Genomic DNA, 22,322 nt, shown 5'->3' with positions numbered 1-22,322 from the left:
AGAGCCAGGAGAACAAGATGGGCGAAACAACCAAAGAATCCGGAGCCGGCCTGAAGCGCCGGCTCAACTCTCGGCAAGTCAGCATGATCTCGCTCGGCGGCGTGATCGGGGCCGGACTTTTCGTCGGGTCCGGGAGCGCCATCAAGACGGCCGGCCCCGGCGTTCTGGTCGCGTACGCCGCTGTCGGACTGCTGGTCGTGCTGATCATGCGCATGCTGACCGAAATGGCGGTCCACTCGCCGGACACGGGGTCCTTCTCGGCCTACGCCACTCGTGAATTCGGTGCGTGGGCGGGGATCGCGGTCGGGTACGTCTACGCCTACATCTGGATCGTGACCGCCGGCTTCGAGGCGACCGCGGCGGCGTCCATCCTCAGCAATCTGGTGCCGGCCGTTCCACCGTGGTTGTTCGCTCTGGTTTTCGTGGTGGCGATGACCGGCGTCAACCTCGTGGCGGTCGGCCTGTTCGGCGAGCTCGAGTTCTGGTTCGCTCTGGTCAAAGTGGTGACCATCGTCGCCTTCCTCGCCATCGGCGTGCTCGCCGTCTTCGGGATCCTGCCGGGGACATCCTCGCCCGGGTTGGAGAACCTGACCGGACACGGCGGATTCTTCCCCAGCGGGATCGGCAGCGTCGTCGTCGCCGCGCTCGTCGTGATGTTCTCCTACTTCGGCACGGAGGTCGTCACGGTCGCCGCCGGCGAAACGAAGAACGCCGCCTACACGCTGCGGAAAGCGATGCGCTCGGTCGTGCTGCGGATCCTGATTTTCTACATCGGATCGATCGCGATCATCGTGACCCTGTTGCCTTCCGACTCCCCGGCCGTCGCATCGGCGCCGTTCGTCGCGGTGCTGGAACACCTGCGGATACCCGGCGCGTCCGCGGTCATGGAGATCGCCATCATCACCGCCGTGCTCTCGAACCTCAACTCGGGCATCTACGCGAGTTCGCGAATGGTGTTCGGACTGGCGACGCACCAGCAGGCGCCGCGCGGCCTGATGCGGACCACGAAGCGCGGCGTACCGCATTTGGCGATCCTCACCGCGTCCTGCGGTGGTTTTGTCACCGTGGCGGCCGACTACTTCCTGCCGACCGAGACGGTTTTCACTTTCCTGCTGAGCTCGATCGGCGGGATGGCGCTCGTCGTCTATCTGGCGATCGCCCTGACGCAGATCAAGGCGCGTTTCCGCATGACCGCGTCGCAAACGGAAGCGCTCCAGGTCCGGATGTGGGGACACCCGGTGCTCGGCATCGTCGTGGTCGCCGCGTTGTTTGCCGTGCTGGTGGGCTTCCTGTTCGATCCCGGCAACCGCGGGTCGACGGTGATGAGCATCGGAGTGACGGTCCTCGCGTGCGCACTGGGCGCGGTGCACCAGTTGCGTCGCCGGAACTCGGTCCGATCCGCTCAGCCGGCTGTCCTCGACGAGCTCGAGGCGACACGGGACTGATGACGGGGCGCCGGAGCGAGCCCGGCGCCCCGCCGTTCCAGCACCGCGAGCTGGAGGTGCAGAACCAGCCGGTTGTCCGGATTGTCCAGGTCGACGTCGAGCATCTTCCGGATCACGCCGAGGCGGTATCGAATGGTGTTGGGATGTACCCCGAGCCCGCGCGCAGTCGCTTTGACGTCGCCGAAGTGCTCGAGATAACGGCGAAGAGTCAGGACGTAAGCGGTGCCGTGCTCCGCGTCGTGGCGCAACAGTGGCAGGGCACCGCCTGAACCCCAGGTGTCGTCCTCGGGGCGTGCGGCGAGAGTTCGCAGACACAGCGCTCCCCACACATGGCGCACCTCGTAGAGCCGTGGAAGTCGCGGCGCCTCCTCCAACACGGCACGCGCGCGTTCGAACAGTGCCCCGAGTTCTGCGGCCGGGCCTTCGACCACGGTTGCCGTCGCGCCGGTGTTGGTGATGGATGAACCTGTCCGGTCGCGGAGCTTGTCGTCGGCGCGATCGATGACCGCGAGGACGTCGTCGAGCACGACGACGATGCGGGAATCCCGGTCGGTCTCAAGCCGGGCGCGGAGCCGATCGAGCTCGTCCGGGCCGTCGGCGGGAGTGGGAAAGCGGGCAGCGAACACGACGACTTGCGAAGCCGGTGCCAACCCGATCCGGTTGAGAGTCGTGGCGTCGGGGTGCTCGAGCGCCGAACGCACCAGCGCGGTACGCCGCGCCGACTCCGCGCGCCGGCCGGTCCCGAGCAGGGACACTGCTCGCCCCATCTCGGCGGTCGCTCGGCGGATCGACTCCGCGAGCGCCTGGACCTCGTCCTCTGTCAGCTCCGGCCAGGGCAACGCAGCCCAGATGTAACCGCTCACCGCTCGATCTCCGGGAAGCTCGGCCACGAGCCGATCCCGCGCCCCGGGCATGGTGAACCGGATGGGCGTGCCTCCGGCCATCGCCCGCGGTTGCACTCCGTGCCGCCGGAGCAGAACCGACGTCGGCCACACCGACCGCTTCGCCAGGATCGCGTCGCGCCGCCAGTCGTCGATCTGCTCACCGCTTGCCGAATGCGCAAGCACGTGGCCCGCGATGTCTTCGACCAGGATGTTCGCGCCGACCTCACCCGCCAGGTCGTCCACGAGCTCCGACAACGAAGCACCAGCCGCTGCCGGACCGGCATTCGTCCCCACGGTGCTGGAGATCGCGGAAAGGAAATCCAGCCACGGGAGTTTCCGCTCGGCGACCAGCACAGCGGGGCCTTCGTCCGTTTGCCAGGCACGGTCGAGCTCGGTGCTCGCCTTGAGCACGAGCGCCGCGACGCCCGCACTGAGCAGTCGGATCCCCTCCGGTCCGGGCGGCTCGGACCCGTCCACACCGGTGAGGACCACGATGTGTCCGCTGCCGGCGCCGGCGCTCTGGACCGAGTCCGTGGGATCCGATACCACCACCGCGCGAACCCCACGTTCGAGCTGCCGTGCTGTCGCGCCCGGCGCCGAACACAGGCCGGTCAACCCGTCGACAACGCAGCCCAAGGGGATGTCTGTTGGGTGGATGTCCACAGCGGAGCCTCGCCTTCGCCGTCAGCTCGCCTCGCGGCGGCGGTATCCGCTGAGGGTAACCGGCGGCTCGAGCCCGGTCATCCTCCTGCGCACGCTCGGTTGTCCGGTCGATCAGGGAGAAGTGCTGCCACCGCCGTCAATTGCGGCGGTGACGCAACGAAGCGTGGCCGCACGGATGGCGCGGCTTCGTTCGCCCGACGGGAGAGCGCGTGCGATCGTGACGGCGCCGACGACCGAGGCGACCAGTGCCCACGCGCGTTCTGTCTGCTCGTCCGGGGAGCCGGGCATGGCCGGAGTGAGCAACTCGACCAGGGCCGCCATCCGACGCTCGTACGTCTCCCGAACCGCCTCACTCGCGCGCGCGACGTCTCCGCTGAGCGCCGGCATGAGACACCCGTCCGCGATTGCCGCGCAGTGCTCGTCGCTCAGGTAGAACTGGAGGAACTCCACGAGACGACGCCGGCGCTCGTCCGGGTCGGGGGCGTCGATCACGGTGAACTCGACGCCGAGCTGCTCCTCCACCACCTGCTGGAGGAACGCCTCCTTGCTGCCGAAGTTGGAGTAGATCGCCCCCGAGGTCACGTCGGCCGCTGCCGCGAGGCCGTCGACACCGACTCCGTGGAAGCCTTTCTCCTTCAGCGGGCGAGCGGCCGCGGTCAGGATCGCGGCGCGTGCCGTCTCCTTGTGGTCTTTCGGGTAACGCACGTCGAGTCCTCGTCTTCCCACTTGCCTTCACGCTGCCACCACCATACGATAGCGATCGTTATATAGCGACCGTTATTCCATGACGGGTCACTGCCCCGAACAACGAGAGGTACGAGGACCACCCATGTCTACAAGCCACAACGAGGCCCCCACCCGCACGGTGGACGTCGACGGAACGCCCTTCGCCTATCGGGAAATCGGCGCCGGATCGGGTGTTCCGGTCGTCCTGCTGCACCACTTCACGGCCAACCTCGACGACTGGGATCCCACCGTGGTCGACGGCCTGGCCGCCGAGCGCCATGTCATCCTGGTGGACCTGCGCGGAGTGGGCGCTTCGGGCGGCACCACGCCCGACAGCGTCGAGGCCATGGCCGCTGACGCCGTTGCCTTCGTGCAGGCGCTTGGCCTGACCAGCGTTGACCTGCTGGGCTTCTCTCTGGGTGGCATGGTCGCGCAGGCCTTCGTTCAGCAGGAGCCGGCTCTGGTCCGCCGCCTGATCCTGGCCGGCACGTCGCCGGCGGGCGATGCGGGACCGGCCAACGCGTTCGGCGTGCTGCAGACTTCGGTCGAAAAGGCCACCGCCACGGGCAGGCACCCGAAGCACGTCCTGTTCTTCTCGCAGACCGACGCCAGCCAGGCCGCGGCCGACGCGTTCCTCGCTCGGCTCGACGAGCGCACCACCGACCGGGACGCCGCGGTCACCAACGAGACCATCGGGGCCCAGGCCACCGCACTGGCCAAATGGGAGCAGAGCAGTTCGCCGACCGGCCTCGCGAACGTCTCGCAGCCCGCTCTGGTGATCAACGGTGACGACGACATCATGATTCCGACCATCAGCTCGGTCAACCTCGCGCACGTGCTGCCCCATGCCCAGCTGGGCATCTACCCGGACGCCGGTCACGGCGCGCTCTTCCAGTACCCCCAGCTGTTCGTCCAGCAGGTCCTGGACTTTCTCCGCGACTGACCGCCGCGGCGACGAGATCCGAGCACCGGGTCGCGTGACCGCGGCCCGGTGCTCCCCATGTCCGCAGCAGGCTTGCATTTTTCCTGCTCCGACCAAGCCGGAAAAGGGAACCATCATCGTGACGGATTACGACTACATCGTTGTGGGTGCGGGAACGGCCGGCTCCGTGCTGGCCGCGCGCCTGTCGGAGGACCGAACGTGCGCGTGCTCCTGGTGGAAGCAGGTTCCCGGCACGCGCCCGACCTCTCGGCCGTCCCTCCCGCGTGGCCCATGCTTTTCGGCACTGACGCGGACTGGGCGGACACGACCGAACCGCAGGGCGCGAACGGGATTTCGCTGCCGTTTCCGCACGGACGGGTGCTGGGCGGTTCCTCGTCGATCAACGCGATGTTCTTCGTGCGTGGCCACCACACGAGCTACGACGACTGGGCGCGAACCGGCGCGCGCGGCTGGGGTTTCCAGGATCTCCTCCCGTACTTCCGGCGCAGCGAAAACGTGCCGGGCCGGGACCCCTCTCTGCGCGGAACCGACGGTCCTCTGACTCCGGGGCCGGCCGAACCCCTCCACCCGATCATGGAGGCCGGCCTGGCAGCCGCGGCCGAAGTGGGACACCCACTGGCCACCGACGTCAGCGGTGGCGCGGAAGAAGGGTTTGGCCGCGCCGACCTCAACATCGTCAACGGGAGGCGGCAGAGCGCCGCGGACGCCTACCTGCTGCCCGCACTGGACCGGCCGAACCTGACCATCCTCACCGACACCCTTGTGCACCGGGTGATCGTCCGAAATGGCCGCGCGATGGGCGTCGAGTACCGCGCCGGGAACGACGTGGTCATCGCGTCGAGTGCGGGGGAGGTCGTCCTGAGTTCCGGCACGATCGGGTCCGCACAGCTCCTGCTGCTCTCGGGGATCGGACCCAAGTCCCACCTGACCGAGATGGGCATCGAACCGGTGCGCGAGCTTCCGGGTGTCGGGCTGAACCTGCACGACCATTCTCTGTCGCAGGTCACCTACCGGCCGACGCAGCCGTTGCCCCCGATGGAACACAACCACAGCGGGGTGATCGGTCTGCTGCGCAGCAGGTCCGGGCTCGAGGGGCCCGACCTGCAGTTCCTGTTCTCCGACATTCCCCTCTACGGGCCTGCCTTGCCCGGCCCGGACGGGCTGTACTCGGTCGTGTTCTCGGCGATGCTCCCGCGCAGCCGTGGAACGCTGCGACTGCGGTCCGGCGACCCGGCGGACCGGCCCCGGATCGATCCGCGGTACTACACGGACGACCACGACGTCGACGTCATGGTCGCCGGATTGCGTCTGGCGCGGGAAATGGGACGCGCGAACGCTTTCAAGGACTGGCGCGGCGAAGAAGTGTTCCCTGGGCCCGGACGTGAACAGCGACGAGGAAATCCGCAACTACATCCGGCTCAGCTTGCTGACCTACTTCCACCCGGTCGGTACCTGCCGCATCGGAGACGACGACACCGCGGTCGTGGACACGCAACTGCGCGTTCACCGGATCGAAGGTCTTCGCGTGGCCGATGCGTCGGTCATGCCCTCGGTTCCTTCGGCCAACACCAACGCCACGGTCTATGCCATCGCGGAACGCGCGGCGGATCTGCTGCGGGAGAATCGCTCCTGACAAGATCACGCTGTGGAGTAACTGCGTCGAGCTGAAAGGTCAGTATGAGCGAACGCGTTGATGCACTCGAACGGACGACACCGATGGACGAGCGGACTTCCCTGCCTCCGCTGTCACTGCTCGAACTGGCGCTCGTCGAAGAGGGCGCCACGACCGCCGAGGCACTGGCGGCTACCGTCGCGTCCGCACGGCGCGCGGAGGAGCTTGGTTTCCGACGGGTGTGGGTCGCAGAGCACCACGGTTACCGTTCGGTGGGAAGCGTCGCACCAGCCGTACTGACAGCTCGACTGGCGGCCGAGACGATGCGAGTCCGGGTCGGCTCCGGTGGAGTACTGCTGACGAATCACTCCGCACTTGCGGTGGCCGAGCAGTTCACCACCCTGGCCGCGCTGTATCAGGACCGTATCGATCTCGGCATCGGCCGGGGACCCGGCACGACCGATCCCCGGGTGGTTGGCGCGCTGCGGCGATCCGGCGAGTCCTACCGCGACCAGTTGACCGAACTGCTGTCGTACCTGGCCGGCACGAGCGCCCTCCGCGTGGTACCCGGCCTGACCGCCGTCCCGGCGCCGTGGTTGCTGGCATCGAGCGCGGAGAGCGCGGCGCTGGCCGGGGAGCTGGGCTTGCCACTCGCTTTCGCCTATCACATTCGCCCGGACAACGCGATCGAGGCGGTCACCCGCTATCGGGAGGCCTTCCGGCCGTCGCAGTGGTGCGCCGACCCGTACGTCCTGGCGAGTGTCGAGACGTGCTGTGCACCCAGCGATGCCGAAGCCGCAGAGCTCGGGCTTCCGGCCCGGCACACGATGGCGTTGGCACTGCAAGGCCAAGGGCCTGATGCGAGATTGCTGAGTCCGGCCCAGGCGTCCGAAGAGGTTTTGCCGGCCGCTCTCGGTGAACGGCTTGACCGGATGCGCGCCGCGCAGGCTCACGGATCGCCGGAGACCGTGCGCCGCCGGCTGCGAGCGGTCGCGGAACTGACCGGCGCGGACGAACTGATGTTGTCCACACCGATCTACGACCCGGTATTGCGGGCGAGGTCCCTCGAACTCGTCTGCTCGTAGTCCCGGGATCCGCAACAGACCCGTCCCCGTCTTGCGGTGTCCCGCACCAAGGAGAACGGCATGTCTTTCAACGATTCTCGTTCCGTTGAGTCATCTGTGCACGCGGTGCAACGGTTCGCTGTGCCCGTCAACGCGGCGTTCGCGGAGTTCGTCCAGCGCTACGAAGCCGCTGTGCCGGCGTTGGACCTGCCCACGTTCGCGCAAACTCGCGGAACTGCTCGAGCATCTGGGTCTGCCGGTACCAGCCGAGTTGTGATGGCCAATCCGCGGAGTCGCTTTGCCGGACCGCAATCCGTCCGAGGATCCCGGTAGGCGCCGGCGTCACTGGCGTCGGTTGCGCGGGGAACTCTCGGGCTGCCGCGGGTCGCTTGGGGCTGATCGAAGGCGGCCCGCAGTTGCTCCGGATTGAGGAGCTCGTTCACTGGCCGTCCTCTGCGGTGCTCGTCACGCCCGCTACCTGGATGGGGGAGACCGGGTTCGGTTATCGCGGAGATGGGCGAGACCCAAATTTCCAAGAGTTCCGAGGCAGTCACCGCTCTGCCTTCCTGATGTCCCCGCTGGGAAACCCGCGCTCCCGCTGTGCGGGCGCCGTGGAGCAGGTTCCCGCGGGCTTCGAGGTCATCGGGATCGGCGAGGACCGCGGCCAGCGCCCGGATCCCTTCTTCGGCGGCCGGCGACGAGATCGGGTTGCGCCGTGGCGCGGCGAAGGCCTCGACGCAGTGCGCCATCACGTTGAGCCCGCTCGCGGCGGACAGGTCCACGGGCAGCGTGCAAGTGAGCTCCGGGTCGTAGATGACCGTCCGCGGCAGCATCCGCGGATCGGTCCCCGTCGTTTTGCGGGCCGCGTCGGTGAGCCCCCACACCGGAGTGACTTCCGAGCCCACGTACTTCGTCGGGATCGCGATGATCGGCGGGCCGGTGCTCAGCGCGACGGCCTTCGCCGTGGCGGTCGTCGAGCAGCTGCCGACGCTCAGCAGCGAATCCGCGCCGGCCGAGCGCGCCAGCTCGCGGGCCTCATCCGCGACCGGGACCGGAACACCGGCTTTCCTGGCACCTGGCGCTGGCCGCTCGACTGCGGGCTGTCGCCGAGCGGCCAGCGCGACACCCGGCGCGATTGCGGCCTGGACGCTGCGCAACCCGGCCGTCAGCGGGGCACCGGTTTCGGTGAGCACTGGTACTCACCGCCGGCGCGGAAGCAACCCGTGCCTGGAGATCGGTGCATTCTTTCCCAGTCACTGCGAAATGGCGGAACGGTGGCCGTCCTCTGGGTCGAAAAGCTGGCCCTGTACCCGCCAGCGGACGGGTTCCATCCCTGGACGCCGCTCGCCTTCGCCAGCCTCCGGCTTTGCCTGCGAGCCCACCAGCGCCCATGGCGACGTGGGTGGGGTGTTCGCTTCAGCCCGGTGCTGCGCGTACAGCTTGGCGTACGGTCCGCCAAGGTCCAGCAGGTCTTGGTGCCGACCGGATTCGATCAGCCGGCCGTGGTCCAACATCAGGATGTGATCTGAAGCCGGAGCCAGGGACAGATCGTGGCTGATCAGGATCGTCGTCTTGCCACTGGCGAGCCGGCGCAGTGGTTCGATCACGCGCTGGACGGCACGCGCGTCGAGCCCGGCGGTGGGCTCGTCCAGGACCAGGATCGGGGTGTCGCGGACGATGGCCCTGGCGATCGCCAGCCGTTGCCGCTGCCCACCGGAGAGCCGCTGGCCGGCGCCGTCCAGCACGGTCTGATATCCCTCCGGCAGGGCGGAGATGAACTCGTGGGCGTCCGCCGCGACCGCCGCGGCCACGATCTGGGAATCCGTGGCCGAGGGCCGTCCGTAGGCGATGTTGTCACGCACGGTGCCATGGAAGACCTGGGTCTGCTGCAGCACGAGGGTCACCTGTTCGCGCAGCGATTCGGTGGTGATACCACGCAGGTCGAAGCCGTCGAGCCGAATACTGCCTGAAGACGGGTCGGCGAAGCGCAGCAGCAATTTTGTGATGGTCGACTTGCCGGCGCCGCTGGCCCCGGTGATCACCACCAACTGGCCACGGCGGACCGTGAACGACAGCTCAGTCAGCGCGGGCCGGTCGGCCTCAGGATAGCGGTAGCTGACCCGGTCCACGTTGATCTCGCCATGGGAGTGGGCCAGCACGTGGGCACCTGCGTGGTCGACGACCGTCGGTCTTGTGTTCAGCAATTCCGAGATGCGGTCGGAGCTCGCCGTGGCCGCGTTCACCATGATCGTCAGAGAGCCGAGCTGGCGCAGGGGAGGATAGAGATAGCCGACGTATGCGGTGAACGCCAGCACGCCCCCCGGGGTCAGGTGATGCTGGCTGATCTCCCAGATCCCTGCGCCGACCACCAGCAGCAACGCCGTGACCTCCGTGATGTCCACCAACGGTGCGTACGCTCCGGACACCCGTGCTTCGCGCACCTTGGTTCGCATCCAGGACGCGCCGTGTGCGTGCAGCCGCTGTTGTTCGGTCTGCTGTTGGTTGTAGGCCTGCACCAGGGGCAGGTTCGTCAGGCTTTCCTGGACCGCAGTGGTGATCATGCCGTTGTAGTCGCGCTCGTCGCGGGAGACTGTCTTGATTCTCTTCGAAAACGACCGTGCCGCCAGTCCGAATAGCGGGGCGAGAATAAATGATGCGAGTGCCAGGTGCCAGGATACGATCAGTGCCGCGCCGGCGTAGAAAATCGCGGTCACGATCGCACTGACGGTTTCGACCGTCCCGGACGCGGTCAACTGTTCGACCATCTCGATGTCACTGGTCACCCGTGCTACCAGGTCACCGGTGTCATGCCGGGCGAAGAAGTCGGCGGAAAGCTGTTGCAGGTGTGCGTATACGGCGTCGCGCAGGCGAAGCAGGAACCGCTCTGACACCCAGGAGGTCAGAAGGCCGCCTCCGAACGAGGCGAAGCCCCCGACTGCGGCCATGCCGACCCAGATCGCGGCGGGCCGCCAGAACCCGCGGAGGTCGCCCGTGGTCAAGGCATCGTCGATGATCACACCGAAGGTCCAGATCGACACGGTCTCCGCGGCGGCACTGATCACCAGCAATAGAATGGCCAGCAGCAGCAGACGGCGTTCGGCGCGGACATAGGGCCAGAACCTCCGGAATGCCTGACGTACCGACGCCGGCTTCGCGGGGCTGTCCGCGTCGCTCGTGTAGGTGCCGCCGTCGCTCGCCGCGGGAATAATGGCGGTCACGCGCACCTCGTTTCGAGTCGTTCCATGGACTGCGGGTTGGCCGGCCGGGTCGGGGAAAGAGTGAGGGCCGGCGCTTTCGATGCGCCGGCCCCTCCCCCTCTTTCGGGATCAGGACTTGCTTGTCCTGACCATCAGAACAGGATCAGCGACCGTAGCGACGGTTGCGGTTGTACCGTCGGGAGTGGTCGTGGTCGTTGCGTCGCGAGTCGTAACGGTCGCGGTGAACCGGCTTGAAAGAACCCATCGTGATCTCCTCCTCAATACAGTTTGAATCTGTTCCGTCGGCGCGCCCCGACATCAACGACGGTACCCCGGAAATCGACTTGCAGACTTGGCGAGAGAAGTGTCGTCGAACACGTCGCATAGGCCGTGAGAACTGCGTAAGGAAAGGCGGTTTCCTGCCATGGACCATATCTGCGCAGAGTGCGCAAACGTGACGCCAACCGATGAAAGCCACACACTGCGCGACCCATAGATCAACTCCTGCGCCCACGTCGGATTGGAGCCAAACTGCCGCCGAGCTTGACATCTTCATGGGCCGGCTTGGCTCGCGCATCCCGGACACATGGGAAATAGGTGGCGCAGTAACCAACGTTGCTCGAATCGCTGTCTGGCTTGAGTTTTGACGTCTGAACTGGGTGATCAGGAACTTGATGATCACGGATGAAGCCCTGGTTGATCATGCTTCCTGCGACAGAAAGACGACCACATCAAGGGCTTCAGTTGATCAGCGTGCACGATGTCGGCGTTGCGACATCCGGAGCCTCACCCGCTCGCGGCTGGAGTTCCACCGCTGGCGAGGGACCGGTCCGCTCGTTACCGGAGTCATCGATCAAGCGAACCGTGTCGTCAGGGCTCCACCGGGCGGGCGTTCGTCCGCGGCGGCGCGGTATTCGTGGCGAGAGGTGATGCCGAGCTTGCCGAAGATCCGGGTTGGTGAGACCGCTGGGCGAATTGAGCGATTTGACTCTCCTGTGCGGCGAGTTCAGCGCTGCTCTCTCTGCGGCGTGAGTGGTCGTCACTGGCTCCCGATGCTTTCGGCGGTCAGTCCGAGGCCGAAGCGGGCGTCGGCGGTGCTGATGCCGCTGATCCGGCCATGGCTGTCGGCCAGTGCGCCGCCGGAGTTGCCCAGGTTGAGCGGCGTCGGTTTGGCCGTGTACGGCGATCGTCCGAACGTCACTGCGTGCCTGCCGGAGCATTCGGCGGTCGGTTTCTCCCGCGTCCCACGAAGAAGTCACCCAGCGCGACGGGCGGTGCACTCACTGGTATTCGCGAAGCCTGGTGGGACTCAATCGCCGCACATCCAGCCGTATTTGCCGAGTCGTGGCCGGAGTACGCGGTCGACGCTCCACATGGCGTTGCCCGGAGCGGCCAGCAGGGCCAGGGCGGCGATGATGTACCCGATCGACGGGCCGATGTCGGTGGCGCCGGCCGCGGACCACGGGAGGCCGAACGCCTCCGCCGCGGACCAGATCCCGAACGAGTACACGGCGCTCCCGACATACACCACATTGCACAGCGTGCCGGTGAGCAGGCCGACCGCGATGAGCGTTTCGACAATGGCCGTCGCGACGCCCATCCCGGTGGGCGCCAGCGCCGCGATGTACTGCCACAGGTCGATCCACTGGCGGATGACGGGAGTGGCGATCTGGTCGTGGATGCCGAACTGGTGGGCGAACACCTGGCCGCGCAGGAAATCGGGGCGCCACTTGAGCGAGGCGTCGATCGCCCACACCACCCCGAACAGGATCCGCAGCACGCAGGCCAGCCGGCGGCGGCCGGAGACCGGAGCCGCCGACTGATTCGGCTCCTGCACCTCCCGGGGCACCGGGTCCGTCCTGGTTTCTTCCGCGAACTCCTGCGGATTGGCCTCGACGTCGCCGTCGTGCGGTTCTCCGTGCCTCACTGCCGCTCACCTCCCAGTGAACCGCTCGTGGATTCCCAGTGCTCCCGCTGCAGCAGCTCGAGGACGTCCTCGTCGTTCTCCACCATGGAAACCTCCTTCTTGTCACCTGAAGGCTTCCCCGGAACACGAAGTTCATGCCTCGAACTTTTCTGCGACGGACAGCTCACCCTCGTCGGCGGACGAGCGGCGGGACCGGTGTCGGTGTGGGCGACCGCCCAGACGTCACCGGCCGCGCAGCGCAAGGGCCGGTACGTGCCGGAGTCGACCGCGCACCCGGCGAAGAAGCTTCCTGCTGTCGCGGCGCACGCTTTCGACGCCGTCGTCGACGGGACCCGGTCAGGGTCGAGGGGCAGGCCGCCAAGACGTACCGGCGGGTTCGTAGTGAAGTCGGCAAGCGGGGTTCTGTCCTCAGGAGCAGCGGCGGGTGACTGATCGGGATCAGGACTGCGCGAATGTCAAGAAGACCTTGCCTTGGCGGCCGTCGGTGCCGGTCTTCGCGGAGTGGGCGAGCGCTGTCGCGAATTCCTCGAGGGGGTAGGTGGCCGCGACCGGCGTCCGGACCGCCCCTTGGGCGACCAGGTCCGCGACAGCGCGGTAGGCGTTGTGCACCTCGGCACGGTCGGTGTCGCGGAGCCAGTTCAGCATCCAGAACCCGTGTACGTGCAGGTTGGCGAAGGCGAGCGGCGGGAGCGCGATGGGCTGCCGGTCAAGTGCCGCGTAGGCGACGACGGTGCCGTTGTATCCGAGGTAATGCATGGCGGTCGGCACCGCGGAACCGGTCGCGGCGAGTAGCAGCCGCATTTTCTCCTCGCCGAGCACGGCGGTGATGCCTTCGGCGAGGTGGTCGTCGTCGTCGACCAGGACAGCGTCGGCTCGTTCATCGACCAGTTGCACGGCCTCCGGTCGTCGGACGATGTTGAGCGTGCGCAGACTCCGCTGGTGGGCAAGGGCGATCACGGCGCCGCCGACCGCGGAGTTGGCCGCGGTCTGCGCGACCCAGTCGCCCTTCTCGAGAGTGCCGTGGTCGAGCAGCTGATAGGCGGTGATCAGGATGACGCCCACGGCCGAGAGCTGCACCGGGTCGACGTCCCCGTCAACGGCGACGACGTTCGCAACATCGACGTTGACCCGGTTCCTCCAGGAGAACTGCTCGCCGGTCGGGATGATCAAGACCCGGTCGCCTGCCCGGTGCCCGTAGGCGCCGGCGGCGACCTCCGGGCCGACGGCCGAGATGCGGCCGACACCGGACTGGCCCACCCCGGAGGGAAGTGCCGGCTGCAGGCCGTAGCGGCCGCGGACGAAGTTCAGATCCGCCGGGTCGACCGGGGCGGCCTCCAGATCGACGGTGACCTGGCCGGCCCCGGGAGCCGGCAGGTCGAGATCGACGAGGGAGAGCACGTCGGCGGGTTCGCCGAGGGAGTCGAACCGCAGGCCTCGCGTGGTGGTCATGGGGAGCTCCTGGCGTTGTTGGTGCTACTTTAGCACTGGCTAGTTTGAAGCTAGCACCATCAGGAGCGATTCTGGTAGTGTGCGTTTGTGACGGAGCGGAGCTACGACGATGCGTGCGCGATGGCTCGCGCACTGGACGTGGTCGGCGAGCGGTGGACGTTGCTGGTCGTCCGGGAGCTGCTACTGGGGCCGAAGCGGTTCGGCGACCTGCGCAGCGGATTGCCGACCATCAGCCAGAACGTGCTGACCCGCCGCATCCGCGAGATGGAGCAGGCGCGACTGGTCGAGCGGATTCTGCTCGACCCGCCGGCCAACACCCCGGCCTACCGCCTCACCACCCGTGGGCTTCAGCTGCGGCCCGTGCTCATCGAGCTGTCCCGGTGGGGTGTCCTCCAGCCCGCGCCGCCCGGGGCCGAACAGAGCCCTGCCGCGCTGCTGCTGGGTTTCAGCGCGCTCTACGAACCGGCGCGCATGGGCGCGACCACGACCGCCGTACTCACGATCGGCCGGGAGAACTTCACCCTCACCGCGTCCACCAATGGCCTTCAGGTCGAACAGGGCGCCGTCGGCGACGTCGACTTTCGCGCGACCGGCACGGTCGGCGCCCTCCGGGCCACTCTGGGCAGGGGCGGCGACCCCAAGTCATTCGAAGACACCGGCGAGCTGACCATCATCGGTGACCGCGCGGGCTTCGCCCGCCTCAGTCACTGCTTTCCCGCGCCGGCACTCTTGGGCAGTACCACCTGACCGCTGGCTTGGATCGCCGTGGTGGCGGGCTCACGGCGGAGGTTCTGGTTGCTGTGCACTGTCGACCGGCGATTCGTGCAATCAATGACGTTGATTCAGTTTGATTCAACGGAGGTACACATGACGCACCCCTCGCTGTGGGACGCCGTCCGCGAGGAAGAGAGAGCTGCGCGTTCGTCGCCGAGCCTCTTGTCGGCCGCGCTTGGACGTGCCGGAAACGATCGCGATCAACGTCGCGGTGGCCGGTCGGGCTGGTTCGGGTGAGAAGGAAGCAGGACCCGGTCGATGTCGAGGAGTACGTCGATTCGGCGTCGCGTGAGGAGGACGGCGAGGGTGGCACCTGGGCGCTGAGCAGAGCCGCACGGTTCAGCGTTGGTTGTCGCTCGGCATGTGCCGGATGGACTCGCCTCCTTTGTGGTGGCTGGTGCGGCCGAACAGGGTGGCGAGGACATGCTCGATCCTGGACACTGCGCCGTTGAACGCGTCGTCCACCGAGCCGGCGCGGTTCGTGACGACGACCGGCTCTCGCGCGATGGGGAAGGCTTCGATCACGCACCGCAGGTCTTCCCCATCGGTACCACCGCCCATTTCGTCGCTCAGGTGGACGTCCAGGCGGGTGAGGCGGTCGCTGAACCGTGCGAGCTTTGATTCGAGCGCGGTCTCGAAGCTCTGAATCAGCTCCGCGTCGCGGTGCAGGTTTCTGTCTGTGCTGATCTGGATCTGCATTCCCTGGTTCCTTTCTGCACACGCGAGCACAGCGGTGACAATGAGAAGGACATCGCACGACAGTGTAAGCCGCTGGTCCCGTGGTCGAGTTCTCCACTGAGGGGCCTAGCTGTCGGAGTCGTGGCTCGTCCACGGTATCCGACACGTTGTCGATGTCTTTGGTAAGTCTCATTTGGTGCGCGGTTGCGCGTCACGGGCCTCAACCGCCGTAACTAGACCGTCGCGTTGCCCGGCGTGCGGTCGGGCGGCGACTGGCAGTGTCTGCCGGTCGTGACCGAGGAGTGAGAATCCGGAGACGGTCATGAGGCGTCGAGCGCGAGTGGGCCGACGGTGTTATCCCACGCGAGGAGGAGCGCGTGGAGGGGGCTGTAGCTGATGATGGCGGAACCGAGTGCGACGGTTCTTGCTTCTTCGTGCCGGGCGAGTGTCCAGTGCCAGGTGTGTGGCTGTGGTGGCGAGTCAGGTGTGGAGCACATTGGCGGCGATCGCCATGACCGACCCGAACACGAAACCGATCCATGCCGCCGCACGAGAAAGTGCCGTGGTGCCGGCGCCACATGGGCTGGTGTCACCAGCCGTCGAGTTGGCGGAGGCCCGGGGCGTCAGTTGCCGCGTGACCGAACTCTGGTGACTGGCGAAGGGCTGGCCGCCAGTGCGCGGGGTCCTGGTCCATCCGTGGACGTCTGTGATGGCCGCTGTCGGTCCGCGGCGGTCACCAAGAGCGCCGTGGACGCTGAAGCGGCATCGGGTAGCCCACAACGTGGGTGTTCGTGTCGGCGCACAGCCGGATGGTGCGCTTGCGCCAGTTGACGTCGCGGAGCCGGAGCCGGGCGCGGCGTCAGGCGATGTTGAAGACCAGCAGTTGGCGATGGCGACTGCTGAGCAGCGGATGCGGACGTTCTACCTGGCGGAGCGGTCCGCTGGACGCATCCCGACGGGCGCAGACCTAGATCGACTCGCCGGTACGAGCAACTACGGTCGGAAAGTGCTCCAACGCCGGCGACTCGTTGGTGACTGCCCAGGTCTCACCATGCCTTCGGAGCGCAAAGCCTCGGGCTCGAGCCCTCCGTCGGAGAGTAAAGCACGGGTTCTTGAAACCGCTGGTTAAGAGTTCGCGGCCTGACCTGTCGGACGGTGCCGAGTGATGCCGGAGAGCGTCGTTTTCCTGGGCTGTCGGGTGCCTGCGGTGTTGGTGTGTGCCGGCGTCTGCCGTCGTGTTTCCGACCTCTCGGGCTCGCGGGTGCCGGGTGGTGTTGCCCGGTCCGGATCATTTTTGGTGGTCGGCGTGGCGTCGCTCGCGCACCTGGACGAAGCTGGCCTGCTCAAGACCTTGCTCTGTCGATTCAGTGCGTCTGCACCGGCTTGGTTGCGCTCGGCGCGGCGTATGCGTCGTATCGGCACGGACGCGGGTTCGCGCTCCGGTTCGGTGCGGACGGGGTTACGGCGTCGATCTGGCCGCTGCTCGTTGACGGCTTGCTGACGATCGCAACGGTTGAGCTGTGGAAGAGCCACCATGGTGCTCGGCCGGAGGGTCGTCGGGTGGCGTGGCTGGCGTTCGTGTTCGGCATCTGTTTGTCGCTGGTGGCGAACATCGGCTCGGCGCCGATGCTGCGCGCGCTTCAGGTGACGGTGGCTGCTTGTCCTCCGTTGGTGTTGCTGTTGGCGGTCGAACTGCTCAACGGCGCACTGAAGCGCCGGACAGCGGTCGAGACTGGCTCCGAGACGGCTTCCGCACGCCGAGAGCGGAGCGAACGCTGTCTCGACGACGAGTCGGGTCACGAGACCGCCGAGATTGTCGGCTTGCACTCGGTCTCGCATCCGTCCACAGCGGGCGGGATGACGGCCGAGCAGCGGATGTGGGAGCACTACCTGCGTGAAGCAGCCGGCGGTCGGACTCCGAATGGTGCCGAGTTGGATCGGGTGGCCGGTACGCACAACTACGGTCGGCGGGTCTTGCGCCAGTGGCGAGCGGCCAAGAAGATCCCTCGAAGTCCGCGGTCCGAAGTCAGCGTTGCCAGCGTCGACTGATTAGCTCCACAGATGGACGGACCAGCTAGAAGTCGCGTGAGTTGCACCCAGGCGCCTGCGCCGGTAGGCCGATGAACGGTGGGCCTGCGCGGTGCCGCGCGGGGTACACCGAAGGTGAGTAGCGCGGACTACCGGTTCATCCTGGCCAACGAGCGCACCTTCCCTGCGTAGCTGCGCACCGTACTTGCGTTGAGCGCCCGGCGCGGCGGCGGATCACGGTGTCTCCACAGGTGAGTCGGCGTCGGCGAGGAGGCGGGCGATGTTGTGTCGGCGCTGTTCTAGTCGGTGGGCCGGCAGCGGCGGGAGCGCTGCTGGGTTGGTCAGGGTGTGGTCGAGCCGGCAGTGTTCATGGCGCGGAGTTTGAGGCTCACTTCTTGATGGTGCACCTGACTGACCGGAGGTCGATCTCCACACCGATCAGCAGGGCGAAGTGGCCCACCCATAGCCACGCGAGAAAGATCACCACAGTGCCGAGCGCGCCGTAGCCACCAGTGGCGAAGTTCGCGTTGTACCAGGAGAACGCGCCGGAGCCGGCGAGCCAGAGCAGCACGCCGACAACGCCGCCCCGGCTCACCCATTTAGCTCGCCCGCGCGGGGCTCCCGGGGTGGCCGGCAGCCCCCGCTGCAGCAGCCCGAAGAAGATCAGGAGCACTGCGAACAACAGCGGCCAGCGCAGTACGTGCCAAAGGCGCGCGACCAGGTCGGGCAGCCCGACCGCCCGCTCGAGGGCGGCGCCGAGCGGACCGCTGGCCAGCAGCGCGAGAGTGATCCCGGCCAGCAGGGCGAGCATCAGGAGAGTCAGCGGAAGCCGCGAGAACTTGGCGACCCAGGGCAGTCGGGTGTCTGGCACGCCGCGGATCCCGCCGATCGCGCGTTGGCAGGCGGCGACGTAGCCCGAGACCGCCCACACGCTCGCGACCAGTCCGACCCCCACGACAGTTCCGGCCGCGGTGCGGTCGCGCAGGGCGTCGCGCAGAACCGGGCCTACCCCGGCGGCGCCGGCCGGCAGCAGCTCGACAAAACCATCAACGACGACGTCGGTGTCGGGAGTGGAGCGCAGGGTCAGCTCGAGAATTGCGACCAGCACGATGAGCGCCGGGAAGATCGCCAGCAGGCCGAAGTAGGTCAGTGCTGCGGCTCGGTCGGGTAGCTGGTCCTCGGCTGTGACCCGCAGGGCGGCCTCGACTCGGCTGCGCAGCGCGCGAACCAGCGGAGCCGACTTTGTCACGCGCTCATGCACCTCCTTTCGCCAAGTCTGCGCCGGCTTCGTCGGCGTGACCTCGTCCGGGAGGGTGGAGACCTCGAACTGCGTCCCTCCATCCCCATCGTCTTGTGCGACACCCGTTGCCGCAGCGACGCGCCAAGACCCCGGGCCCGGGCGCGTAGCGAGGCGTTTCTCACCCTGGAAGGGTGATGTGTCAGCGGTGGTCTCGGTGGTGGTCGTGCGAGGTTGCGAACACGAACGACACGAAGGTTAATGATCTTGGAATGAGGACCACCCGGGGTTTGGTGTCAAGCGGCGGTTGGTTTGGCGCAACGTGTTCGGGCGTGTGGGCGTGTCGTTGGTGAGCTGCTGGTAGACGACATCGGCGAGGTATCGAGATGGGAAACCTGGCGGCTCGCGACGCGCCCGTTCACCGGCTGTACTCGGTGCTGCGGGTGGTCAACCGGCACGATAGTCACCGCAGGTGGCGAGCGGTCCGCGGTCACGCCGTCGGCGCGTATCTCAAGGTCGCGGCGACGTCGCCGCCGCCGGGGACGTCCTCGTGGCGGACTGCGAGCAGGTAGGCGCCCGACAGCCAGGCGCGGCGCGCGATCTCGTCGACGAGCTCGACGGCGCCGGAAGCTCCGAAGGTCACCTCGCCCAAGTCGTCGACCTCGCCGCGGGGACGGCACCACCACCTACACCTGGGACGCGCGCGGTCAGCTGGCTTCGTCGGCCAAATCCGGCCAGACCACCGGCTACGGCTACGACGGGTCGGTCTCCTGGAGTGTTTTGGTAAGCCCTGGGTCCGGATGTCCATTGAGGACACCCGAACCCAGGGCAACACTCACGCGTTCTTACCCCTCATTCATCGGGGAAGATGCCCGCGGCCTGCATTGCGGGGAATGCTCCGAACCGGATAAAGTCGATAGTGCTCTTCGTTATGAACGCCGTTCCGCTGTGAGTCGAATCGGTGAAAGTCTTGATGGTGTCTTCAACCTTTTCCACGATTTGGGGGTCCACGCCCGCCTTTTCGAGCGCTGGCGGGCCCCCATCCATCACCTTGAGGATCCGGTCCATCTTGGACCCGAAATCGTCAAGCTGCTGACTTGTGATGTTCTTTTCTGGGTGCTCGTCAGCGTATTTCCTTGCGCCGTCCATGAACAGGTCGCGGGTCTTTTCCGTATTTTTGTCAGAGAGCCAGGACTTGTCCTTGCTATCGGCGTTCTGGGCATCGCCAGGGTTTCCGTCGGTGTTGCCGGTATCGTGGCCGCCGCCGGTGCCGCTGCTTTCGGGGGTGTTGGGCCCGCCGTCGAGCCTGCCCGAGATCGATCCGCCTGACGAGTCGGGACTGTTGCCGCCGCCGCTGTTTTCGGGGGTGTTGGGGCTGTCTTTGGGTGGGACGGGCGGCGAAACGTCGTGGCTGCTGTTGGTGTTGTTGTCTGCCCACGGGTTGTATGTGAGGTCGTCGTCTGGCCGCGCGTTGCCGCTGCCATTGCCGCTGCCGCTGTTTTCGGGGGTGTTGGGGCTGTCTTTGGGCGGGACGGGTGGTGGGACGTCGTGGCTGCTGTTGGTGTTGTTGTCTGCCCACGGGTTGTATGTGGGGTCATCGTCTGCTCGCGTATTGCCGCCGCCACTGCTTTCGGGGGTGTCGTGGCCGTCTTTGGGTGGGACGGGCGGCGGAACGTCGTTGCTGTCTTTGGGCGGGACGGGTGGTGGGACGTCGTGGCTGCTGTTGGTGTTGTTGTCTGCCCACGGGTTGTATGTGGGGTCATCGTCAGCCCGCGTATTGCCGCCGCCGCTTGCGGGAGCGTCGTGGTCGCCGCTGGTGGATGTGGGCACGGTGTCATCCGCGGCCTTGGCAGCGTCGTCCCCCAAGCCTTGGGTGCCCTTTCCGAGGTCTTTGATCCCCTTCGCTGCGGAGGAGAGCTGCTTGGTCAGCTTCGCGATTTGGGTGGCGATCTTGCCCATCGCGATGGCGACCGTCGCGACTACGGTGCCCAGGAAGATGCCGATCGAGCTTCCGAACGTGAATGGCATGGCCGCAACCGCGGCGATCGCGCCCGCGAGAATGCCGCCGAGTACGCTGGCGATGAAGTCACGGATGATCCCTCGGATGGCGCCGATGACAGCGCCGCAGATCGACATGGTCTTTTTCGCAGATTCGAGGGAATTACCCAGCGCCGTGAGTCCCTCGGCGAGACCGTCCGTGTTCTCCTTGAACTTGTCCGCGGCATCACCCGACCACGAGTCCATGAGAGCGCCGAGGTCGTTCTTGAGGTCCTGGGACCACCCGTCGACCTTGTCCTTCTCGTTGCCGATGGCGTTCGTCGCGACCGTGATGCCGTCTGGGTCACCCATCAACATGTCGAGCGGCACACGGAACGGCGTGACGTGCTCGATGAGCCAGCCGATCCCGGCGGCGAACACGGTGCCGAGCGGATCGATCGCCAGCCCGAGAACGTCGAGCGCGAGGCCGGCGCCCGCGATGCCCTCTGTCACCTTGTCGTTATTGTGGACGGCCGCCTGCAGGACATCGATCGTGTTGACGATTCCCGCGCCGTTGGTCCGGGTGTTGTCGGCGGTGATCGTATCTTTCGGATTGTGCCAGAAGTCGTTGGGCTTGTAGGATTCCTTATCCTCGATGGCGCTCACAGCTGGTACCTCGAGATCGAGTCGCTCGCGCCATCCTCCTGGGCTTCGTAGGCCTTCTTGGCCTGGTCGAGCTTCTCCTTGTGCTTCTCGAGAGCCTCGCCGTATTTGGCGAAGGCTTGACTCGCGCCGCTGCAGTAGATGCTCGCAGCCATGCCGATGATCTGGCCACCGAGAATGCCGAACAGGCCAGGATCGGCGATCATGTGGCCCACAAGATCGCCGGTGCCGCGCACGTTGTCCGAAAGCTCGTTCAGCTTGCCGCCGAAGGTGTCAAACGCGGCGGGATCTTTGATTTCGTATCCACCGCTCACCACGGGTCCACCTCATCGTCATCTGTGTCGTCGCGGGCAGGGCGGCGTCGCGGTGCGGGCCTCGACGCCGGCGGCGGGTTCGTGGGCGGCTTCGGCGGCGGGGGAGCTTGGTCCGGCTCGGGGTTCTCGACGAACTTGTTCTGGTCTACCTCGTCGTAGGCCGCCGGTTCCGGCGGGAGGAAACTCTTCATCATCTCGACCGCTTGGCCGCCACCGAGGATGGACTCCACCGAGTTCGTGACTGCGCGCGCGGTCTGGCTCTGCGCCTGGCGCACGGTCTCCATGATCGCCGCCGTCAACCGGGCCTCCCCGAGCTCGCACGCGCGCCTGCCGAGTCGGATGTTGCGCAGCGCACCGTTCGGCGCCAGTGTCACCGTGACCGCGCCGTCCCGTGAAGTCACGGTCGCGGCGGCCGCAGCGAAAGCTTCATGTAACGCGGATGCCCGTTCCTGCATTTGACTGGCTTGTCGTTCGAGATAGTACTGGAGATCCTCGCCGGACCTCAGATTCGGCTCCACCTTGCTCCTTCAAATACACCGCGCTGTCGACAGCACGCAACCGGACGCTGTCACGAAAGCGGAGAAGTTCTCCGCTCACGTGCCCAACTACCGTCCGCGTTGCCGCCGGGAGTGATGAAATGCCCGCGCCAGCAACGAGTCAAGGCCGACGCGGAGGCGGCCGAGGTCCTTAACGTCCTTTTGTCGTCGTGCAGTGGTCCAGATGACTCAGCCGCCTCGAAAG

Annotated in this window: 17 protein-coding genes and 3 pseudogenes; 7 read left to right on the top strand and 13 right to left on the bottom strand. The window is 66.8% G+C overall.

Annotated elements, in window-relative coordinates:
* The first annotated feature begins 17 nt into the window (after positions 1–17).
* On the top strand, positions 18–1,445 hold the full coding sequence (locus K1T34_RS49365; protein WP_220241661.1) for an amino acid permease: 1,428 nt from the start codon (positions 18–20) through the stop codon (positions 1,443–1,445).
* Here K1T34_RS49365 and K1T34_RS49360 read toward each other — a convergent pair.
* On the bottom strand, positions 1,403–2,881 hold the full coding sequence (locus tag K1T34_RS49360; RefSeq protein WP_220241660.1) for a CdaR family transcriptional regulator: 1,479 nt from the start codon (positions 2,879–2,881) through the stop codon (positions 1,403–1,405). The genes K1T34_RS49365 and K1T34_RS49360 overlap by 43 nt on opposite strands.
* A gap of 222 nt (positions 2,882–3,103) precedes the next feature.
* The gene (locus K1T34_RS49355; protein WP_220241659.1) at positions 3,104–3,697 is read right to left on the bottom strand and encodes a TetR/AcrR family transcriptional regulator; all 594 of its coding nucleotides are present in this window, start codon (positions 3,695–3,697) and stop codon (positions 3,104–3,106) included.
* A gap of 124 nt (positions 3,698–3,821) precedes the next feature.
* Between K1T34_RS49355 and K1T34_RS49350 the strand changes: the two genes are divergently transcribed.
* The 3 genes and pseudogenes from K1T34_RS49350 (at position 3,822) to K1T34_RS49340 (ending at position 7,358) form a co-directional block, all read left to right on the top strand.
* A complete protein-coding gene (locus tag K1T34_RS49350; RefSeq protein ID WP_220241658.1) occupies positions 3,822–4,661 on the top strand; it encodes an alpha/beta fold hydrolase in 840 nt (279 codons plus the stop codon).
* Between the two features lie 57 nt (positions 4,662–4,718).
* A pseudogene (locus K1T34_RS49345) lies at positions 4,719–6,294 on the top strand (GMC family oxidoreductase).
* Positions 6,295–6,338: 44 nt separating this feature from the next.
* On the top strand, positions 6,339–7,358 hold the full coding sequence (locus tag K1T34_RS49340) for an MsnO8 family LLM class oxidoreductase (protein WP_255638143.1): 1,020 nt from the start codon (positions 6,339–6,341) through the stop codon (positions 7,356–7,358).
* Between the two features lie 158 nt (positions 7,359–7,516).
* Here K1T34_RS49340 and K1T34_RS49335 read toward each other — a convergent pair whose 3' ends face one another.
* The 4 genes and pseudogenes from K1T34_RS49335 to K1T34_RS49320 all read right to left on the bottom strand — a co-directional run bounded on the left by K1T34_RS49335 (position 7,517) and on the right by K1T34_RS49320 (position 12,461).
* Positions 7,517–8,530, bottom strand: a complete 1,014-nt coding sequence (locus K1T34_RS49335; RefSeq protein WP_220241656.1) for an iron-containing alcohol dehydrogenase — start codon at positions 8,528–8,530, stop codon at positions 7,517–7,519.
* A gap of 60 nt (positions 8,531–8,590) precedes the next feature.
* Positions 8,591–10,555: an ABC transporter ATP-binding protein gene (locus tag K1T34_RS49330; RefSeq protein WP_220241655.1), complete on the bottom strand. Its 1,965-nt coding sequence runs from the start codon at positions 10,553–10,555 to the stop codon at positions 8,591–8,593.
* Positions 10,556–11,600: 1,045 nt separating this feature from the next.
* A pseudogene (locus K1T34_RS49325) lies at positions 11,601–11,693 on the bottom strand (peptidase S1); the annotation flags it as partial.
* A 150-nt stretch (positions 11,694–11,843) separates the two neighbouring features.
* Positions 11,844–12,461, bottom strand: coding sequence for a hypothetical protein (locus tag K1T34_RS49320; RefSeq protein ID WP_220241654.1), 618 nt, complete (start codon positions 12,459–12,461; stop codon positions 11,844–11,846).
* Positions 12,462–12,656: 195 nt separating this feature from the next.
* Here K1T34_RS49320 and K1T34_RS54350 point away from each other — a divergent pair.
* Positions 12,657–12,770: pseudogene (locus tag K1T34_RS54350) on the top strand (site-specific DNA-methyltransferase); the annotation flags it as partial.
* A gap of 129 nt (positions 12,771–12,899) precedes the next feature.
* On the opposite strand, the gene K1T34_RS49315 reads toward K1T34_RS54350, so the two are convergent.
* Complete coding sequence (locus tag K1T34_RS49315) at positions 12,900–13,910, bottom strand: zinc-binding dehydrogenase (protein WP_220241653.1); 1,011 nt, start codon at positions 13,908–13,910, stop codon at positions 12,900–12,902.
* An 87-nt stretch (positions 13,911–13,997) separates the two neighbouring features.
* Here K1T34_RS49315 and K1T34_RS49310 point away from each other — a divergent pair, with 87 nt between their 5' ends.
* Complete coding sequence (locus K1T34_RS49310; RefSeq protein ID WP_255638142.1) at positions 13,998–14,657, top strand: helix-turn-helix domain-containing protein; 660 nt, start codon at positions 13,998–14,000, stop codon at positions 14,655–14,657.
* A 366-nt stretch (positions 14,658–15,023) separates the two neighbouring features.
* Here K1T34_RS49310 and K1T34_RS49305 read toward each other — a convergent pair whose 3' ends face one another.
* Positions 15,024–15,383 carry an HPF/RaiA family ribosome-associated protein gene (locus K1T34_RS49305; RefSeq protein ID WP_220241652.1) on the bottom strand — a complete coding sequence of 120 codons (360 nt, stop codon included), beginning with the start codon at positions 15,381–15,383 and terminating at the stop codon, positions 15,024–15,026.
* Between the two features lie 1,362 nt (positions 15,384–16,745).
* Between K1T34_RS49305 and K1T34_RS49300 the strand changes: the two genes are divergently transcribed.
* Positions 16,746–17,411, top strand: coding sequence for a DUF2637 domain-containing protein (locus tag K1T34_RS49300; protein ID WP_220241651.1), 666 nt, complete (start codon positions 16,746–16,748; stop codon positions 17,409–17,411).
* Positions 17,412–17,778: 367 nt separating this feature from the next.
* Here K1T34_RS49300 and K1T34_RS49295 read toward each other — a convergent pair whose 3' ends face one another.
* The 5 genes from K1T34_RS49295 to K1T34_RS49275 form a co-directional block, all read right to left on the bottom strand.
* Positions 17,779–18,639: a YihY/virulence factor BrkB family protein gene (locus K1T34_RS49295; protein WP_220241650.1), complete on the bottom strand. Its 861-nt coding sequence runs from the start codon at positions 18,637–18,639 to the stop codon at positions 17,779–17,781.
* A 478-nt stretch (positions 18,640–19,117) separates the two neighbouring features.
* Entirely contained in the window at positions 19,118–19,279 is a 162-nt protein-coding gene (locus K1T34_RS49290) for a hypothetical protein (RefSeq protein WP_220241649.1), read from the bottom strand.
* A gap of 200 nt (positions 19,280–19,479) precedes the next feature.
* Positions 19,480–21,270: a WXG100 family type VII secretion target gene (locus tag K1T34_RS49285; protein ID WP_220241648.1), complete on the bottom strand. Its 1,791-nt coding sequence runs from the start codon at positions 21,268–21,270 to the stop codon at positions 19,480–19,482.
* Positions 21,267–21,581, bottom strand: coding sequence for a hypothetical protein (locus K1T34_RS49280; RefSeq protein WP_220241647.1), 315 nt, complete (start codon positions 21,579–21,581; stop codon positions 21,267–21,269). The genes K1T34_RS49285 and K1T34_RS49280 overlap by 4 nt, the downstream gene beginning before the upstream one ends.
* Entirely contained in the window at positions 21,578–22,099 is a 522-nt protein-coding gene (locus tag K1T34_RS49275; RefSeq protein WP_220241646.1) for a YbaB/EbfC family nucleoid-associated protein, read from the bottom strand. Before K1T34_RS49275 ends, K1T34_RS49280 begins: the two co-directional genes overlap by 4 nt.
* Positions 22,100–22,322: the final 223 nt, after the last annotated feature.

Source organism: Amycolatopsis sp. DSM 110486 (assembly GCF_019468465.1).
Taxonomy (GTDB): Bacteria; Actinomycetota; Actinomycetes; order Mycobacteriales; family Pseudonocardiaceae; genus Amycolatopsis.
The sequence above is the reverse complement of the archived record's forward strand: the minus strand, read 5'-3'. Positions and strand labels throughout refer to the sequence as shown.